15 protein-coding genes are annotated in these 18,920 nt (G+C 43.4%); 7 read left to right on the top strand and 8 right to left on the bottom strand.

The features are described from left to right. Positions 1–472: 472 nt before the first annotated feature. A complete protein-coding gene (locus tag B2575_RS12460) occupies positions 473–2,635 on the bottom strand; it encodes a DNA primase (RefSeq protein WP_296242398.1) in 2,163 nt (720 codons plus the stop codon). 208 nt (positions 2,636–2,843) lie between these two features. After that, a complete protein-coding gene (locus B2575_RS12455; RefSeq protein ID WP_238034152.1) occupies positions 2,844–4,043 on the bottom strand; it encodes an outer membrane protein assembly factor BamD in 1,200 nt (399 codons plus the stop codon). Between the two features lie 780 nt (positions 4,044–4,823). Between B2575_RS12455 and B2575_RS12450 the strand changes: the two genes are divergently transcribed. The 3 genes from B2575_RS12450 to B2575_RS12440 all read left to right on the top strand — a co-directional run bounded on the left by B2575_RS12450 (position 4,824) and on the right by B2575_RS12440 (position 7,841). Continuing rightward, complete coding sequence (locus B2575_RS12450) at positions 4,824–6,077, top strand: RluA family pseudouridine synthase (RefSeq protein WP_296242397.1); 1,254 nt, start codon at positions 4,824–4,826, stop codon at positions 6,075–6,077. Positions 6,078–6,186: 109 nt separating this feature from the next. Next, complete coding sequence (locus B2575_RS12445; RefSeq protein WP_296242396.1) at positions 6,187–7,152, top strand: polyphenol oxidase family protein; 966 nt, start codon at positions 6,187–6,189, stop codon at positions 7,150–7,152. 86 nt (positions 7,153–7,238) lie between these two features. Then, positions 7,239–7,841: a flavodoxin family protein gene (locus B2575_RS12440; protein ID WP_238049054.1), complete on the top strand. Its 603-nt coding sequence runs from the start codon at positions 7,239–7,241 to the stop codon at positions 7,839–7,841. Positions 7,842–7,944: 103 nt separating this feature from the next. On the opposite strand, the gene B2575_RS12435 is transcribed toward B2575_RS12440, so the two are convergent. Then, the gene (locus B2575_RS12435) at positions 7,945–8,130 is read right to left on the bottom strand and encodes a hypothetical protein (RefSeq protein ID WP_296242393.1); all 186 of its coding nucleotides are present in this window, start codon (positions 8,128–8,130) and stop codon (positions 7,945–7,947) included. A 640-nt stretch (positions 8,131–8,770) separates the two neighbouring features. Between B2575_RS12435 and B2575_RS12430 the strand changes: the two genes are divergently transcribed. The 3 genes from B2575_RS12430 to B2575_RS12420 all read left to right on the top strand — a co-directional run bounded on the left by B2575_RS12430 (position 8,771) and on the right by B2575_RS12420 (position 12,729). Further along, positions 8,771–10,240: a cytochrome c gene (locus B2575_RS12430; protein WP_296242390.1), complete on the top strand. Its 1,470-nt coding sequence runs from the start codon at positions 8,771–8,773 to the stop codon at positions 10,238–10,240. 165 nt (positions 10,241–10,405) lie between these two features. Next, entirely contained in the window at positions 10,406–12,007 is a 1,602-nt protein-coding gene (locus B2575_RS12425) for a flavin monoamine oxidase family protein (protein WP_060490921.1), read from the top strand. Between the two features lie 89 nt (positions 12,008–12,096). Continuing rightward, positions 12,097–12,729, top strand: a complete 633-nt coding sequence (locus B2575_RS12420) for a c-type cytochrome (protein WP_296242458.1) — start codon at positions 12,097–12,099, stop codon at positions 12,727–12,729. Positions 12,730–12,872: 143 nt separating this feature from the next. Here B2575_RS12420 and B2575_RS12415 read toward each other — a convergent pair whose 3' ends face one another. The 5 genes from B2575_RS12415 to tolQ form a co-directional block, all read right to left on the bottom strand. Continuing rightward, complete coding sequence (locus tag B2575_RS12415) at positions 12,873–14,174, bottom strand: PD40 domain-containing protein (RefSeq protein WP_109591351.1); 1,302 nt, start codon at positions 14,172–14,174, stop codon at positions 12,873–12,875. 91 nt (positions 14,175–14,265) lie between these two features. Then, positions 14,266–14,709: a hypothetical protein gene (locus tag B2575_RS12410; RefSeq protein WP_296242388.1), complete on the bottom strand. Its 444-nt coding sequence runs from the start codon at positions 14,707–14,709 to the stop codon at positions 14,266–14,268. 61 nt (positions 14,710–14,770) lie between these two features. After that, on the bottom strand, positions 14,771–15,694 hold the full coding sequence (locus B2575_RS12405; RefSeq protein WP_296242386.1) for a cell envelope integrity protein TolA: 924 nt from the start codon (positions 15,692–15,694) through the stop codon (positions 14,771–14,773). 60 nt (positions 15,695–15,754) lie between these two features. Further along, positions 15,755–16,213, bottom strand: a complete 459-nt coding sequence (gene tolR, locus B2575_RS12400) for a protein TolR (protein WP_045446195.1) — start codon at positions 16,211–16,213, stop codon at positions 15,755–15,757. 4 nt (positions 16,214–16,217) lie between these two features. After that, a complete protein-coding gene (gene tolQ, locus B2575_RS12395) occupies positions 16,218–16,958 on the bottom strand; it encodes a protein TolQ (RefSeq protein WP_296242383.1) in 741 nt (246 codons plus the stop codon). Positions 16,959–17,403: 445 nt separating this feature from the next. Here tolQ and B2575_RS12390 point away from each other — a divergent pair, with 445 nt between their 5' ends. Further along, positions 17,404–18,699, top strand: coding sequence for an NCS2 family permease (locus B2575_RS12390; protein ID WP_055124161.1), 1,296 nt, complete (start codon positions 17,404–17,406; stop codon positions 18,697–18,699). Positions 18,700–18,920 lie beyond the last annotated feature (221 nt).

The raw sequence follows: 18,920 nt of genomic DNA, 5'->3' as shown, positions 1-18,920 counted from the left end.
GCGTTGATGTAATCAATCGATTCATCAAAATATGGCGTAGAGGTTGTCAATAATATCAAAAATGAGTTGATATGAATAAAGGCTCAAAATACTACAATTACAATGCTAAAAAACTGCTAGAAATTGGTCGCGCTAAAAACTCTTCAAGATAACATTATCTAAAAAATAATATATAAAGATAACGGTACCTAAAAACGGATACTTCAAAATAATATCTAAAATTTGTGCTTAATGAGGCGGATTTATCGCCATCTATTAAATCGGGCTATAAATAGTTAGCGACACAGTTTAACACACACCAGCGTAATCAAGCACGAGGTAGTGATATCTACCGACCGTTTTTTGCTGATTATTTTATATCAGCCAAATGATTAAATGGTAATACATGCTATTGGGCATAATCATTAGTAGTGGGGGCAGCCGCTATACTTTTAAAGGGTTAGAGATTTTTTAGCAAAAATAATGGCAAACGTTAAGATTTGACGGTAACCATCTGCGCTGACTGCTCAGCTTGCTGCGCGCGTAACCAGTCATTTAATAACTGCGACTGCTTACGGACAATCGCCAGCTTGATATGATCAGGATTTTTGATGAGCTCTTGCATCTTTTTTTGCAGATGTAACTTGAGCAACTGCATCACCAAGTTTTCGATCAACTCATCCAAGCTCAAAATATTTCTGCCAATTAATGTCTTATAAAATCCGCCCCAGCTACGGCTAAGTGTCTCTTGGGTGATTGGTTTGACATTAGACAATATAAAGTGTGCGGCGGCGTTGGCATCTTTGGGTAAATGATTCAGGCAGCGTTTGATGGTGCTAACGATATCCAGCAAGGCGATATCTTGCAAATCTTCCCAAGCCAGCGGACGCAAGATGTCAGGCGCGGCTTTTTGCTTGATGTGTGCTGGCAGCTGTAAATCATTAATACCTGCCTGCTGCCAAATGGCTTCGATAGGGTCTTCAATTAAGGCACGTGGCTGAAACAAAAAACAAAGCTGCAATTGCTGACTGATGGTCATGTCACCATCAAAATCTAGCAGCGCATCTTTGGCTTCGATATTTTGGCTACGTTTACCACCCAGCTTCTGATAGACGTCATTGTTCAGCAAATAGCGAAAGCTACTGCCTTTAGGTAATGCAGTGGTCAAGGCACGTACTTGCGACATGAGCTTGGCTTTGCCTTCTGCTAAGGTTAAATCGTAACGCTCGCTTAAATAGGCAAAAATATACTGTGACAATGGCATGGCATTCGCGATTTGCTCACGCATGGCATCGCCACCCTGACTTTTAATAAACGTATCAGGATCATGATTGTTGGGTAGGGTCAAAAACCGCAACTCTTTGTCATCGGCAAGCACGGGTAGCGCAACTTCAAGGGTGCGCCAAGCGGCTTTTTGCCCAGCGCTATCGCCATCAAAGCTCAACGTTAGGGTTGGGTTCAGCGTCAGTAATCGTGATATTTGACTTTCATTGATCGCCGTACCCATGGAAGCAATAGCGCCATAGATACCCGCTTGGTAAAGGGCGATCACATCCATATAGCCTTCGACCACCAGCCAGCTGTCGGCACGTTGTTGGCGTGATTCGTAATAGCCATACAGCACATGCTGTTTATGAAAAACGGGCGAGTCAGAGGAGTTGATATATTTAGGTTTTACTTCATCATCGAGCGCCCGTCCACCGAAGCCAATGGTGCGTCCTTGATTGTCTCGAATCGGGAAAATGACCCGATCACGGAGTAGATCATAATCACGTCCAGACTCGGACTGGCGCACTAAGCCTAACGCTTTGAGCCCTTCAATATCCTGCGGAAACTGATGCTCAAGATGCTGCCAACCAAATGGCGCATAGCCCAAACCAAACGTTTCAAAGATATCTTCTGTAATACCACGCGATAAAAAATAGTGCTTGGCATGCGGATGAAGGGTGAGATTGTGCTGATAAAACTGCTGGATTTGCTCTAACAGCTCATACAGGTTACCGTCTTTATCGGAAACGCTATGATCATCGTACAATGCCGCAGCGTCAGTATCGCCACCTGTCAACCATTCTGGCGGATAGCTATGATCATCCTGGTAGTCTGCGCCATAAGAATCTTCTGGATAAGATGCTGAGTCGTAAGCATCTAGCGGCGGATACCCATCGTAGCCGTTGTTACTGTCGTGATAAACGGGTTGATCGGTATCGCCGTACTGGTTTTGTTGCTGAATAGCCGAAGTAGCGTTAATAGAAGGTACATTAATTGTTTGAGCAGGACTTTTAGCGTCGATAGTCGGATTACGTGTTGGCGGTGGTGCAATCGGTTTTGATACACGGCGCTGGTAGCTGACGTTTTGTTGCTCTTCTTTTGGGACTTCGATGCCTGTCTGCTTTGATAGCTCATTAACCGCTTCAATGAACGTTAAATTTTCGTAATCGCGTAAAAAACTGATGGCATTACCGCCGACGCTACAGCCAAAGCAGTGATAGATGTTTTTTTGTGGATTGACATAAAAAGAGGGCGACTTTTCGCCATGAAATGGACAGCAGCCTTTAAACTCACTACCAGCACGTTTAAGCGTCGTATGACGCCCAATGATACTGATTAAGTCAGCTTGGCTATTTAATTGGTCGAGAATGTGATTTGGAATACTCATGCAAAAAACAGTTTACCATAGGTGTATTATCTTAAGCATAGGCAATATCGGGCACAAACAATATTGGGCATAGATAATGAAACAGAAACAGAAAAAATAAGGCCAACTCTGTCGTTGACCTTATTTTTTTCATGATGTGCGTTGATGTGCTAAAAAGAAGAAACGTTCTCTTAATTAAAGAAAAGACGTTGCCTCAAATCCAGCGCATTTATTCATCATTCATATCGACATCTGCTGGCATGATATCAATCCCTTGAACAGGCAATGTCGTACGGCGTACAGGATTGATGTTTTGCGGATCGACATTGGCTTCTCTTGCCGTAGAGCCAGTGCTCGATTGGCTAGTAATGCGCTCAGCGGAAGCTTCAGGCAGACCCAAGCCGACGTTAATGCCAGTATTGGCGCGCACAGGTGAAGTACCTTGCGCTGCACTGGCTGCTGCATTATCGCTTGGCAGTCTCAATTGACTGGCGTTACGAATAACCTGAGTTTTGGTCGCGCCGTTATAGTCGCCTGTCGCAACTGATGAAGTATCTTTGTTAAAACGACTTAACTGTCCAAAAGTCAATTTGTTGATGAAAGAACGCTCACGTTTGGTGTCGAGTTTAACGCGTCCATTAGCACTTAACATGTTGGGATAATTAATCTGCAATAGAGTTTTGTATTCTGCTGCCAAATCAGACATACCCAATTTGTCATAGCTATAAGCTAAGACCGCGATTGCGTCTGGGATGGATTCACTAAGTGGATAGTATTGAAACACCCATTTGGCACGGTTAACAGCAGCGACATAAGCTTCGCGCTCGATATACCAGTTGGCGGCACTCATCTCACTTTCAGCAAACTGATTATAAATGAAAGTCATGCGCTGAGCGGCATCTGGCGCGTAAGGGCTGTTAGGGTACTTATTAATAAGCTCTTGAAAGTTAGCGAAGGCAATACGTAAATAGGCGGTATCACGCTCAGCTTGATTGAGCTTAAACAGTTTTAGACCTTCTGATGAGCCTTGCATATTGGCCACGCCGCGCACATAGTAAGCGTAGCTGACTTGCGGATTAGAAGGATACAGATTAATAAATTGCTCAGCGCTGGCAGCTGCCATTTCATACTTACCACTGGCATATTGTGCGTACATCATGTCGAGTAATGCTTGCTCAGCGTACTGTCCAGTAGGATAAAAAGTGCGCAGATTGGTCAAATCTTCGATGGCTTGTGTATAGCGGCCTTTATCAATCTGGGTAATGGCGTCGTTATAATAGTTCTGCTCTGATTTTTCGGCAGTTTCTACCGCATCGACGTCTTTACCGCCAGTCAGATTTTTGAAAGTCTGACAGCCCACTAAGTTTACGCTTAGCGCAAGTAGGGTTATTGAGGACAGTTTGATAAACGTATTGCCAACAGCTTGCATACTTCTTCTCCGACACAAGACGTATAATAGCAGCGACGCTATCATACTAGATATTAGGTTAATGATAAAAAACGATGCGTAGGCATCAATAGTGGTCTGTCATCTACTATGTCAATCATCGGACATACCAGTTATCGTTATTAAAAAACGCTTGATGGCATAGGGTTTATATCAAACCAAATGCTTTTAATAAAAATTCGATAAGCATACAGTGGCATAGCATACAGCAAAATATGGCTATACTTTATAGAATAACGTTTGCTTCGTCTATTTTTTCGCCATCTATATTGTACTTAATCCAATCGTGCTCATCGAATTTGAGTCAGTATTGTACAGTTATTAGTCTACTGCAACACAGATGCGATATGCTGCTGCTCGCAATGAGCTGTACACCAGCGCATGTCAGTTTGGCATTTTAACATGAGCTGCTGTCACGAGCGATATCGAATGTCGCTGACACTGACAAATATACAGTAAATTACAGCAATGTCATATTTTAGAGAGTTAAGTACGGCGCTGACGCTCACCGCGGTATAATCAAAAAATGACAGATAACACACAGCTTCTATAGGGCTTAGGCGCTTGGCGTGATACACTAGCACGGTATTGCCTCCGCTTTTTTCGACGACGATCGCTTTTATGATAAGTGATTGATAGCGAATGGCCTTTTGTTTTTTATAGCGTTACGCTTAACACTTTATTAGAAATTTCTCAAAAGCTACCTTTCAAAACCATGTCAGGCGCTTTGCCATATATAAATCTGCTATGAATAATAATGCTATGACTACCCATTTACCACCGAATCAATCACGACAGACTGATTCATCAGCACAAGAGTCACCGATGCCAAATGACGTTTTAAATAATAGTGAATTACCTGACGATAATCAGTCGATGCTTGATGAGCAAAGCCATAGCGATCATGTTTTAGAAGACGCTGTGTCAGAAAAAGCTATGTTAAAAGATAGTGATGTGCTTGACGATGATATGATAGATAGCAGCGATGAAGATGCTGACGACATTGATGATAGCGACGATGATGAAGCGTCAGCCGCCGGTCAAGTGGTGCCAGTAATTATTAATATGACGCATACGGTTATAGAAGACGAAGCTGGTTTACGTATTGATAAATTGGCTTCAAAAATATTTACCGATTTCTCACGTGTTCAATTACAAGGTTGGATCAGTGATGGCAGCCTGCTGTATAATGGTGGCGTGCAAAAACCGAAAATTCGTGTCAGAGCGGGTGATGTGCTGCAGTTAACGACCACATTAGAGCAGCATAGTGAAGATCAACCAGAAAATATAGACATCGATGTGGTCTATGAAGATGATGACGTATTGGTCATCAATAAACCTGTTGGCATGGTAGTGCATCCTGGTGCGGGCAACCAAACCGGCACCTTGGTCAATGCACTACTGTATCACTATCCGCAGCAGCACCATCTGCCGCGTGCAGGTCTGGTGCACCGTATTGATAAAGATACCTCAGGGCTATTGTTGATTGGCAAAACCAAGCCAGCACAGCTTGCGCTGATGGAGCAACTAAAGGACAAGTCGGTCTATCGTCACTATCAATGTGTGGTAGCAGGGGATGCAGCGAGTCTATCGCGCCATCGCCGTATTGACGCCCCAATCGGTCGTCACCGCAACCAGCGTACTAAAATGACGGTAATGACGGCAGGACGCGAAGCTGTGACACATTTATTGAATGTGACCGCGCTTAATGGCAATTATTGCTTGTTGGATGTAGGTCTTGAAACGGGACGCACTCACCAAATTCGTGTGCATTTAAGTCATGTTACTTATCCGATAGTGGGTGATCGTGTCTATGGTGGTCGTCGTCAATTGCGGGCAGGACTGACAGAAGCCCAGCGTCAAGCGATTAATAATTTTCCGCGTCAAGCCTTGCATGCCTATACACTGGGTTTCGTGCATCCAACGACTGGTGAAGATATTGAAGTCACCACACCATTGCCTGAAGATATGCAGCAGTTAATGGCTGTGCTAAGTGATGGCTATGATGACGAGTAGACCGCCGCTCCTTGTAGGCGAGAGCGTAAAGTCGCTTGTAAAAAACAGAGCCTAGTAGTAAATAGCGATCCGTGACATAAAAATGACTCATTAAGACGGTAAATCAGCCATGACTCATCAGTTTCCTATGACATTGCTTGCACAGATTGATGATGTGGCTGTTTTTCAAACAGCTGCCTTTTCAAGCGATGACGTTGACTCACAAGACCAGCCCACAGTACAGCTAGTACGGCAGCAACGTCAAGCGAATTATGGTGAGCTAAATTTAGGTTTGCATGTCAATGACGATGCTGCAAAAGTACTGAGCAATCGCATGCGTTTATTATCTGCCATCAATGAGCAGCTTGCACCCTTATCGTCGACAGCCTGCCAACAGGTACCCATCAAACGCTTACACTGGGTTAACCAAGTTCACGGTAAGCAAATTCATGATATTGATGGCACAGCGCTAGGTATGATGCCAATGTCTGCTGACGCGATGGTCAGTCGGCAACAAGGGCTTGGGCTGGCGATAATGACGGCTGACTGCGTGTCGATAGTTCTATATCAGCCAGCTAGTGGTCAAATAGCAGCGATTCACGCGGGTTGGCAAGGTCTGGCTTGCGGGGTTATTCAAGCGACTGTGCACTGTTTTACGCAGTCGGGACAAATCAAAGCTTGGATTGGTGTTTGTATCAGTCAAGACAGCTATGAAGTTGGCGCTCAGGTTCGCCATCAATTATTGAAAGGTTGCACAGAAAATAAGTTATTGAACACAGCCAGTATTGAACATTTTGATTCGTTATATGTCATAGATTCTGTGGCTACTATTAAAGGCGATAGCAATACTCAACATGTACAGGATACGGTTGATAAGCTGTCAAGCTGTAACACAGTTGACGCGAGAAAAATCAAGCTAAACTTACCAAAGTTGGCAGCAGATCAGCTTAGTGCGGCGGGCGTTATAGTAGATGATGCCTTATCTAGCAGCTGTAGTTATACTGATGACCACTATTATTCTTATCGGCGTCAAACGCATTTGCAGCAGCCTGCTACAGGTCGAATGGCGCTGGTCATTGTACGTGGCGCTGCGTAGGATTACGCTATTTGCTGTTGCGCGCAATTAACTGTTGAACTTATATTGTTTTTATTTAACCATTTATAGCCATTATTAGAGTTTGTATGAATACACCTGCCAAATCGTCCACTACTGATAGCATACCGACTGTATCTATTGCTGTTATTTATCATAGCAACTACGGTCATACCAAGCGCGTCGCTGAAGCGATCGTTAAAGGGGCGCATCAGCAATTGCCAGCAGCACAGGCCAAAGCCGTTGATGTCCACAAGGTTGACTGGGATTATTTGGATCAGGCGGATTTGCTGGTTTTCGGTAGTGCCGTATATATGGGTAGTGTCACTGCTGAATTTAAGACTTTTATGGATGAAACCTCAAAGCGCTGGTATCATCGTAAATGGGAAGGCAAATGGGCAGCCGCTTTTGCTAACTCTGGTGGGCTGAGCGGTGATAAGCTGGCGGTATTGCAGCAGATTTCTTTGTATGCGATGCAGCATGGCATGAACTGGATTGGATTACCGCTGATGCCGACAGGTCATGAGGCTCATGATTTAAACCGTTTATCTAGCTTTTTGGGCTTGATGACCCAGTCGCTTGATGGTCCCCCTGAGGAAACGCCAGGACGGGGAGATATTGATACGGCTATTTGGTTCGGCGATCATTTGGCTAAGACAATTATCAAGCATCAGCCAGCGGCGCGCCCTTGAAATGAATGGCTATTGAATCATTCAAGGTAATTTATTAAACATTAAAGGCAGATATCAAACCGATATCTGCCTTTTTTTTGCTTATTTTATGAATGTGATGGCACTAATTTTGATTTTTTGTACTGGCATTATTTTGAACCTGCACAGTGGTGGCAGGCGTATTTTTGACCAAGATGCTATTGGTAGGGGTGGTATTCACAGGGATAGGGCTGTCGACAAATTGAAATGATTGGCAGCCTGTCATTAACAGCGCTGATGTAAGTATATAAGCAAGAATCGGTAACTTCATATTGGTGTCTCAGGCGGCGATCGGCAACGTGGAAATAGCGCCTATCATAAAGAAAATATGGTGCGTTGCAATAGCTTGTTTCATAGCATTATAAAAATTTGACTGGTAAGAAAAGCGAGTGCTAACTTAAGTCTATGTATCTATTATGTACAACTAAAATCGATGATGACAAAAAATGAAGCGCATATATGACAATTATTCACAATGATAGGTTTTCTATAAAAGATATGCGCCCAAAAAATAGAACTTTAGTTACTGATTTTAAAGATATTATTCAAATAGCTTATTATTATAATATAAAAAAATATATTACGTTATCAAAAACTGATAATGATAATGCAGTTCTTTACGTTTTGTAAAAATTTGAGACCAATACGTTACTCATTAAGTAATAGTAGCGAAATAGTCTTACATTAGTAGAGTGAGTAGACATCATTTAGTAACTATGTTTATGAAATTACTTTTATCACGCTATTTTATTAAGCATTTACTGGATGATTTGCTACCTCATTTAATGGACTGTCAATTGAGTATAACAAGTCGTCACTCATTAAGGCTTGCTCAATACTAAATGTTTCATCTAAATCGTTCATACTAATAATAATTACAACACCCTAGGTGCCAGCTATATGAGGATATTATGAAGCCAATTTCTGTGATGTTATCGATGCTCGTCATTGGTATGACCTCCAGCGCTGCGATGGCTGAAGGCGCAAGCGTCGTCAATACCAGCCTAGCGAATGCTAGCCTGCCTAATGCCAGTTTACCTAATATTAGTCCAGCCAATAGCGAGCTTGTCAATCGCGGTGCTTACATTGCCCGTGCGGCCGATTGCATGGCATGTCATGGCGAAGACTATACTGGCGGTACAGCGATCGAAACGCCGATGGGAGATATCTATTCAACCAATATTACCCCGTCTAAACGTTATGGTATCGGTGATTATACCGAAACGGACCTAAAGAACGCGTTGCAAAAAGGTCTTACGCCAAGCCATATGCTTTACCCTGCCATGCCATATCCTTCTTATAGTGGCATGAAAGAAGAAGATATCAGTGCGTTGTTTGCTTATCTGCAAACCGTACCTGCTATCGATGAAGCACCAAAATATAAAACTGACCTGCCATTTCCCTTTAACATTCGCAGCTTAATGATTGGCTGGAATTTTCTTAATGTTCCGTCTACTGAAAACCGTGATGGTCTCACCGAGACGCAGCAACGTGGTGAATATATTGTCAATAACTTAGAGCACTGCGGCACTTGCCATACCCCGCGTAATAGCACTATGGGTTTCGATAAAAAAATGTATCTATCAGGTGCTCAGCTTGGTCATTGGCATGCACCAAATATCACGCCTGACGAGTCGAGCGGTATCGGTAGTTGGAGTGAGCAAGATATCGTCACTTATCTGCGTACTGGTGAGCTTGACCAGCGTGCCTATGCGGGTGGTCCTATGGGCGAGGCGGTTGCACATAGTACGCGCTACTTAAAAAATGAAGATTTGAATGCCATTGCTTCTTATCTAAAAGCGGTGCCTGCTATCCAAACAGATGATAAGGTTGCAGCCGTTGATGTCTCGCGTTTACCAACACCCATTAGCGAATCTATCACTCATGATTTACTGGCGCAAAAAGATTATTTAGCCCAAGCCAAAGCACAGGTGAGTAATGGCAGCAATTCACCAGAATCGCTATATTTGGCAGCCTGTGGCAGCTGTCACGGCGTTGACGGTTATGGTCAGCCTGATGCGCGTTACGCCCCTATCGTTGGACTCAGCAGTATTCGCCGTGAGAAACCTGATGCGCTGGTCAATATGATTCTTCATGGGGTAGAAGGCGCGACTAACACGTCACCTATCATGCCAGGGTTTTCAGATGAGCTAAATAGCGAGCAAATCGCTGGTATTACCAATTATGTGCGTGTGAATTTTGGTGGTCTCAACAGTAGTGAGGTGAGTGCTAGTGATGTTGATCGTATCGCAACGACAGGTACTGACAAGCCCTTCTTAATCAAATATGCGGGCTTACTGGCAGTAATCGGCATCATCGTGGCTATTATTATCATTGTGTTTATTATACGAGCAATCTTGCGGTCTAGGCGCCGTCGTTAATTCATTGATTCTATAAAGACGATTTACATATTTATTATAGGACAAGATCTACAGGCAACATGGTAAGGCACAACAGCTCGAAAAACAGACGTAGAACTAAGTCGAGTTGATTAATAATATATATGCCTACCGTCTTGCAGGAACGTCTACTTTAAGGACATTATTATGAAAGACATGCTTCAATCACCAACGCGGCGCCAACTGCTCTCGATGATTGGTAAAACAGCGGGCGCGACTGCGATGTATCAGGCAATGACGACGTTAGGATTTGCGTCAGAGTCGAGTTTTAAAGAGACCATGGATCTTAAGGGTGCACCTCCTGGCGCTAGTATCGTCATTCTTGGTGCGGGTCTTGGCGGGCTGACTGCAGCTTATGAGTTACGTAAAGCGGGTTACGATGTCAAAGTACTCGAATATCAAAATCGTGGCGGCGGTCGTAGCTGGACATTGAACAGTGGGGACAAATATACCGAGCTTGGCGGCGAAGAAGTCACCTGTGATTTTGAAGAGGGCAATTACTTTAATGGTGGACCGTGGCGTCTGCCAAGCCATCATTATGCCGTCTTCCATTATTGCAAACAGTTTGGCGTTGAAATGCAGCCCTTTATTCAAACCAATGATCGTGCTTATTTGCATCGCAGTACTCATTTCGACGGCGTGCCGCAGCGCTTGGGTGATGTGAAAAACGACATCCAAGGTCATGTCGCGGAGCTACTATCGAAATCAGTTAACGTTGGTGGTCTTGATCGCTCGGTCAATACTGAGGACAAAGAAAAGTTATTAGAAGGTTTAAAAGGCTGGGGGGTGCTAGATAAAGATTATCGTTACCGCGCCAGTAATGAGACCAGTAAACATCGTGGCTTTAGTGTGTTTCCGGGTGGTGGCTTGATGCCTGATGCGACGCCATCAAAACCTTTGCCGATCAGTGAGATACTAGATTCAGGTATGTGGGCAGATATTTATGGCAACCATATGACTTATGGTCATCAACCGACGATGTTTCAGCCAGTAGGTGGTATGGGGAAAATTGGTGATGCGTTCACCCGTGAATGTCGCGATATGATTGAGTTTAATGCAAAGGTCACTAAAATTCATCAAGATGACAGTGGCGTCACCGTCGATTATGTCGACAGCAACAGTCCAGATGGTGCTACCAAGACCATTCGTGCAGATTGGTGCGTGTGCAATATTCCGCTAACGGTGCTGACGCAGATGGATATCAATGTCTCAAAACCAATGAAGCAGGCGATGGCCGCCGTGCCTTATGAAACCTCTTATAAAGTTGGTCTAGAGTTCAACCGCCGCTTTTGGGAAGAAGATGAATGGATATTTGGTGGTCTGACTTATACCGACATGCCCATTGCGCAGATTGCCTACCCGTCACAAAATATGTTTAAAGATGGTACGGGCGTGCTACTCGGTGCGTATGGTTATGGTCCGACGTCTTATAAGTTTAATAGCTTAACGCCGCAAGAACGTATTAATGTTGCGCTTGCTTATGGTAAATACATCCATCCTCAGTATCCAAAAGAATTCCGTGCAGGGACATCAGTTGTCTGGCACCGTATCCCATGGACGCTCGGCTGTTACGGTATTTGGAATGAGTCAACCCGTCGTCAGCATTACGATACCTTGTGCAGTATTGATAATCGTATTGTGCTGGCGGGCGAGCATTGCTCACACATTCCGGCATGGCAAGAAGGCGCTATTTTATCTGGTATGGATGCCGCAAAGCGCCTACATAAAAAAGCAAAAATGCTGGTTTAATAACGCTTGGGTTATATAAATAACTATAAGATTCAGAGGCTATCATGGACAATGCAATCGTGAAGAAGGCAATCGCGGAGAAAAGAGTCATGAAAAACATGACACTCAAACTGCTGACGCTGATGCTGCTGAGTGGGATAAGCAGTGCAGCACTGTTGGGCTGTAGTCAACAGCCAGATGATGAAGTGACGGTTTCCAGTGTACAAGATCAGGATTCCTTAACAACCAATGACTATCAAGCAAGCCGAAATACGGGTGCATGGGGCGGCGTTTATATGAGCCGTGAAGAGCTTACTGCACCTGCTATCAATATTGTCGACGACAGCTCATTGCCCAATATGGAAGACGACCCAAGTATTACTGAATGGGACGCAAAGTTTGAAGGCACAAATGGCTTTGTAACGACAGATGGCAAAAAGCTGTATCACGACTCTTGTGCGGCTTGTCACATGCACAAAGGCGAGGGTGCTTACGGTGCAGGCTATTATCCGCCACTGGCGAATAACAGTAAGATGCAATCAAAGTATTACATCATCGATATCTTGATTAATGGCTTTCGTGGTATGCCCTCATTCCATGGGATGATGAACGATGCGCAGATGGCGGCGGTTACTCAATATGTGGTCAGTGACTTAAATGGTTTTACTGATACCGTGACTGCTGAAGATGTGGCAAAACTGCGGCATTCCAATCCATCAGCGGGTGATCCGAGTGATGATTAATCGTGTTTACTATTTTGATCGATAATTGTCCAATACATGCTAGTAGCGAAATGATTTAACCGTGCTTCGCAATATAAAAAAGCGCCTAATAAATAATTAGGCGCTTTTTTATGAGCAAGACTTTATGAATTAAGAAAGAGGATTTATTTAGGACTCGATGACCAGACTGGTGAGCGAATAGTGCCTTGACCAGACTTACCAAACGACTCACCACCATTCAATGATTTGATGGTTAATACACCTTTGCCACCTTGCTTTGAGGCGTAAACGACACGCTTACCATTAGGCGAAAAGCTTGGCGCTTCATCGATACCCGTATTGCCCAAGTTAGTAGTAACAGCGCCGCCGCTATTCATGATCGCCGCTGAGCGACCACTTAAAAAGGCAATTTGTGAGCCATCGTTACTAAATTGCGGGCTAGTGGCATAACCGCTACTTGATACCTTAGTAGTACGTCCTGAACCAAACTCATAACGATAAATCTGTGGTTTGTTAAATCCAGTTTTGTCTGATACAAAAACAAAGGATTTGCCATCAGGCGCATAACTTGGTTGCACTTCGCTACTTGGCCAATTGATAAGTCTTCTAGGTTGACCACCACTGGCACTCATCTCATAAATATCGGCACTGCCTTCAAAGCTGCTAGAGAATAATATCTTGCTGCCATCAGGAGAGAATGATGGACTGAGATTGCTGCCAGGGAAGGGGGTTAACGGAGTTGCACCGCCACCGCTCACACTTTGTACATAAATAACGGGATAAGATTTATCACGTTGTACGGAATAAGCAATGCGATTGCCATCTGGCGACCATGTTGGTGAAAAGATAGAACCGGTTACTTCAGTAATGGTTTTGGCATTTTCGCCATCGGCATCCATTACTTTTAAACGTGAGACTTTTTCTTTACCAGTACCAGTCTCTTCAATATAAGCAATACGCCCTGAAAAGTCACCTGGCGTACCAGTAATTAGCTCATATACTTTATCAGCGATGACGTGACCAGCATAGCGCATGCTTTCTTTATTATTGTCAGCCGTTAAGCTTTGTTTGCCTTCGATTACTCTACCAGATTTAACGTCAATTACTTCGTAATCGGTTACTATTTTACCGCGATTGCTGCGGGTGCTGCCGACCACTAGATAAGGAATCCCCATGCTTTGCCATACTGGCAATGTGCCTGCCAGCTCGCTGCTACTGCGCGGCTGCTGTGGTAGATCTTTGCTAGTCACTTTTAGCTCTGTTTTGCTTAAATCATTTAGAATAATCGGCGATAATACAGAATCACCAGCAAAGGGTACAAACGCGACTTGGTTTTGTTGTCTTGGCGCGGTAACAGTCATATCAAGCACCATTGATTCAGCAGCATAAGCAGGCACTGATAACAAGGGAGTGATTAACAACAGGCTTGAAGTGGCACGAAGGATAGAATGTGTAGATAGCTTCATGAAGTAATATCCTAAAATAGAAATAATTGGTTCATCATACAGGCTTAATTATTATTTATAGTGAGATTAACTGTACAACGTTAGGTATTTTTTATTGAACGTTAATTTTAATTATCAAGTCTTTAAAGTTTTCAGGTTTATTTAAGCCAATGGGTAATGGACTAGCAGATAGAGCAGCTTTTTCCACTGCCTGATTTACAGCAGGATTTGCATCTTGAGCCTTAACAGATAACACATTACCTTTTTCATCCAACTTAAAGTATAAAGTAGTTGTTGATTCTGGGGTAGCAGTGGGTAGAGTAATATTACGTTTAATTTTTTCTAATATAGCTGTTGTTACATGACTCTCATTACTTAAATCATTTTTTCTAGTAGTAATAGCGGCAAACAAGGCTTTTTGATCCATAAACTCATTTTTGACATTATGGCTTTCTGGTAATGTGCCAGCGACAGAGTAGCTAGATAGTAGAGAGAAAGATAGCAATAGCAGCAAAGTTGAGGTATTACGTAATATATGACACTTGCTTAAACTCATAAACCAGAACCTTAAGATAGTAGAAAATCATTAACGATATAGAATTAGAGGCTATGCAAAATCAATTAATAGTAACGTTGATTGTCAAATTTGTAAAACTTTCAGGATTATCTAAATCAATTGGCAATGGGCTAGCAGCGCGTGCAGCTTTTTCAACTGCTTGGTTGACGACAGCATTTGGACCACTAGCCTTTGCAGATTTCACGTTGCCTCTGGTATCTAATTTGAGCGACAATGACGTGGTTAGACCCTGTGTTTCGATTGGGGTATCAAGTTTGCTTTGTATTTTACTTAATATAGCACTTTTGAACTCACCAGTAGAACGAGAGGTACTGCTACTACCACCATTAGATGTTGTTGAGTTGCCGTCTGCTTCTAGATCGTATCTCTGACCTGCGCTACCAGAATTACCTGTATTAATCTTTAAATTTTTATCAGTCGCAGTCGGGCGTGGAATATGAGGCGGATTATTTTGTTTATGACGGAAATCGCCCAGCTGATTTTGTTCTTCTATCAGCTTTTCATTTTTGTTTTGCTCCACCTGACTATGCTCTTCTGTCACCGACTCATCTAATTGTGCTGCAAACTCAGCCATATTGCGCTCGTATTCTTGATTTTGCTCAAGCAGACGCTGATTTTGTTCCTCGCTCATCAGCATTGGCTGACTGGCACTATCGCTAAAGCTTTCTGATGATGAGGTACTCGGTGCACTGCTTGTGCTAGTTTCAGCTTGCATCGCGCTAGCTGCCGCTGCACGATTGGCAAGGATTTGACCTTGCATTTCAGCCAATTGCTCAGGGGAGACCATGACCGTCTCAATACTTTCCACAGTGTCGGTTTTAGTGTGTTGATAAGTATAAACGAGTATCCCAATCACCAGACCATGTGCCAGCACGCTAAGTAGCGTAGGCAATGTTAGCCCATTGCCTTCAGGTTGGGTCGGTACATAAACGACAGGGGCATTATGCATGTTAAAGATACTCAAGGACGAGGTTCATCAAATTATCTACTTTATTATAGCAAGCTGAGCGAGGAATAGGATTTATTACAATGATGGTGTGGGCAAGGGTGCGCCTGTTAATAATCCCACCTTTTGAATGCCTGCTTGTTGTAAGGTGGCCATGAGTGTCATGATAGCGCCATATTGATTGTTTTGATCGGCATTAATCATCACTTGTACGGGCTGAGCGCCTACATTGCTGCTTTGGCTTTGCAGATTGGCGAGCGTATCAATCAATTCTGGCTCACTGATAGGCAAGTCAACATTGTCTTCATAACTGATAAAAATATCGCCACTATCGGTCAAGGACACAATGACGGGTAGTTGGCTTTGGCTCATGGTATTGGTTTGCTCTTTTGGCAAGTCAACATCGACGCCCGTAATCAGCATGGGCGCTGTGACCATAAATATGACGAGCAGCACCAACATCACATCGATATAAGGAACGACATTCATCTCCGCATTTAGCGCTTTTTTTTCACGGCGATAGGGACTCTGTTTCATGATTTCATAGTCCTTGTGCCTGATTGGCCGTAGATGTCGTTTCTCTCGTAGCGATATTGTCTCTACCAAAAGTGCTTTCTGCACTGGTCTCGCGCTGGAGCATGCCTGTCATTTCATCACAAAATAAAGCACGTGAGTCATAAAGGCGACTAGATTTGGCGGTAAAGTGGTTATACGCCAGTACGGCAGGAATCGCTGCAAACAAGCCCATAGCGGTTGCGATTAGTGCTTCAGCAATACCAGGTGCAACAGAGGCGAGGGTTGCTTGCTCCGTTTGTGACAATCCTAAAAAGGCGTTCATGATGCCCCAAACTGTACCGAACAATCCAACATAAGGCGCGACTGAGCCAATGCTCGCTAGCGTGGTCAGTCCTGATTCTAATAGTTGCTGCTGACGTCCTAAACCGACTCGTAGCTTGCGCTCAACACCATCGATGATGTCATCCTTGGGTTGGCGCTTTTTATGCATTCTTAAGTATTCAGAAAATCCCACATAAAATATTTGCTCAAGTCCTTGGCGTTCAGGAGAACCTTGCACGCCTTGGTAAAGCTTGGCTAAGTCTTCACCTGACCAAAACCAAGTTTCAAACTGTTGATCGAAATTTTTGGCCGTACCAAGCCGCGCGCTCATACGAAAGATAATTACCCAACTGACTAAAGACGCCAATAACAATAATGCCATCACAATCTGCACCAAGAGACTGGCTTGGGTAATAAGGTCGATAATATTTAATGATTCAGGCATGTATGGGACTCATGGGTAATTAATAATAGCTGGTATGGCGCGACACGCAGACCAGATAGGATCTTTAATAACGAAAATATAATATGACAGTCATGATGCATATTGCTATCAGCCGCCTAGTGTACTGCTAAATGTCGAAAAGGTCATTTGTTAAAGTGTTAAATACCAAATAATTAACAGCTGTTTGTACAATCCATAGTATAAGGTTAATTTATATGCGGATGTCTGAAATATTGTCTGGCTGTTATGTCTCAATTGACTGAAAAGGTGGGTTTGTACCCATAAGGCACTGGTAATGATTGAATTTGTACCGCAACTTCTCTAAAATGTTGCACCTTGTTACCGCTGTCTTTTGATAATGACGTCGCCATCTATTGGCTGACGTCATATTTATTTTAGGCATCAATAAATTTGTTCTTTCACTAGCAAGCTGGGCGCGACACTTATGAATGCAATTGAACGCTATTTTGGGATTAATGGTGAAAACACCACAGTCAAAACGGAAATCCTTGCCGGTATAACTACCTTTTTGACCATGGCTTATATCATCTTTGTCAACCCCAACGTATTGGCGGAAGCTGGTATGGATAAAGGGGCGGTATTTGTTGCCACCTGTTTAGCAGCGGCAATAGGCTGCTTTATTATGGGTATCTATGCCAGACTGCCGGTGGCACTCGCACCAGGTATGGGTTTGAACGCCTTTTTTACCTACGGCGTTGTATTGGGTATGGGCTACGCTTGGCAAACTGCGCTAGGTGCTGTTTTCTTATCGGGTTGCTTGTTTATCATTTTGAGTTTGTTTAAGATTCGCGAATGGGTTATCAATGCCATTCCAAACAGCCTTAAGCAGGGTATTGTGGCAGGTATTGGTGCTTTCTTAGCATTTATTGCGCTACAGAGCTCAGGTATCATTGTCGGTCGTGATGCGACATTGGTGATGCTTGGTGACATGACCTCATTTGCGCCTATGATGGCTGCCTTGGGTTTCTTTATTATTATTGGTTTGGTCTATAAAAAAGTCCCAGGTGCCGTGACGATTGGTATCTTGGTTATCACCGTGATTAGCTTGTTGACAGGCCATACACAGTTTGCTGGCATCATGTCTGCGCCGCCATCTATCACACCAACATTGATGGAGCTTGATATTGCGGGTGCGTTTGACGTTGGTATGATCAGCGTTATTTTTGCCTTCTTATTCGTCGATTTATTTGATACGACAGGTAGTTTGGTTGGTATTGCCAATAAAGCGGGTTTGATTGATAAAGACGGCAATATTCCTAATATGGACAAAGCGTTACTGGCGGATTCTACTGCTACGGTCGCTGGTGCAATGTTGGGTACGTCATCGACCACCAGTTATATTGAGAGTGCTTCTGGAGTGGCATCAGGTGGTCGTACAGGTCTGATGGCAGTGACGGTTGGCGTATTGTTTGTGCTGAGTATTTTCTTTGCACCATTGGCTGGTATGATTCCTGCTTACGCCACAGCTGGCGCGATTTTCTATGTGTCGGTACTGATGTTATTTACCCTAAAAGAAATCAATTGGGAAGATTTGACAGAAGCGGCTCCTGTAGCGGTTGTTCTGTTATTGACCCCGCTGACGTACTCTATCGCTGATGGTATTGCGCTTGGTTTTATCACCTTTACCGCGGTAAAACTGATGACCGGTAAATTCTCTGAAATCACGATCCCGGTTTGGGTATTGACCGTTATTTTGCTGACCAAGTTGGTGGTTTTATAAGTTTTACTAGGATGCGGTGAGCGTTCGATACTACTTTACTGCTTTCGATATTATTTTACTGCTTTTGAGTTTTGTTACGTTAAATTCCTCTTTATTCGGAAACGATAAAGGGGTTTTTTTTGATTTAAAATGGCTCAAATTTCCCTAAATTTATTCAAGTGTTTGATTTAATAAAACAATTAATCACCAATAGTAAATAGAAAAGTATAACCAGTGCGTCA

Source organism: Psychrobacter sp. UBA6739, from assembly GCF_002453835.1.
Taxonomy (GTDB): domain Bacteria; phylum Pseudomonadota; class Gammaproteobacteria; order Pseudomonadales; family Moraxellaceae; genus Psychrobacter; species Psychrobacter immobilis_A.
Note: the sequence above shows the minus strand (reverse complement) of the source record. Positions and strands in the feature narration are given on the sequence as shown.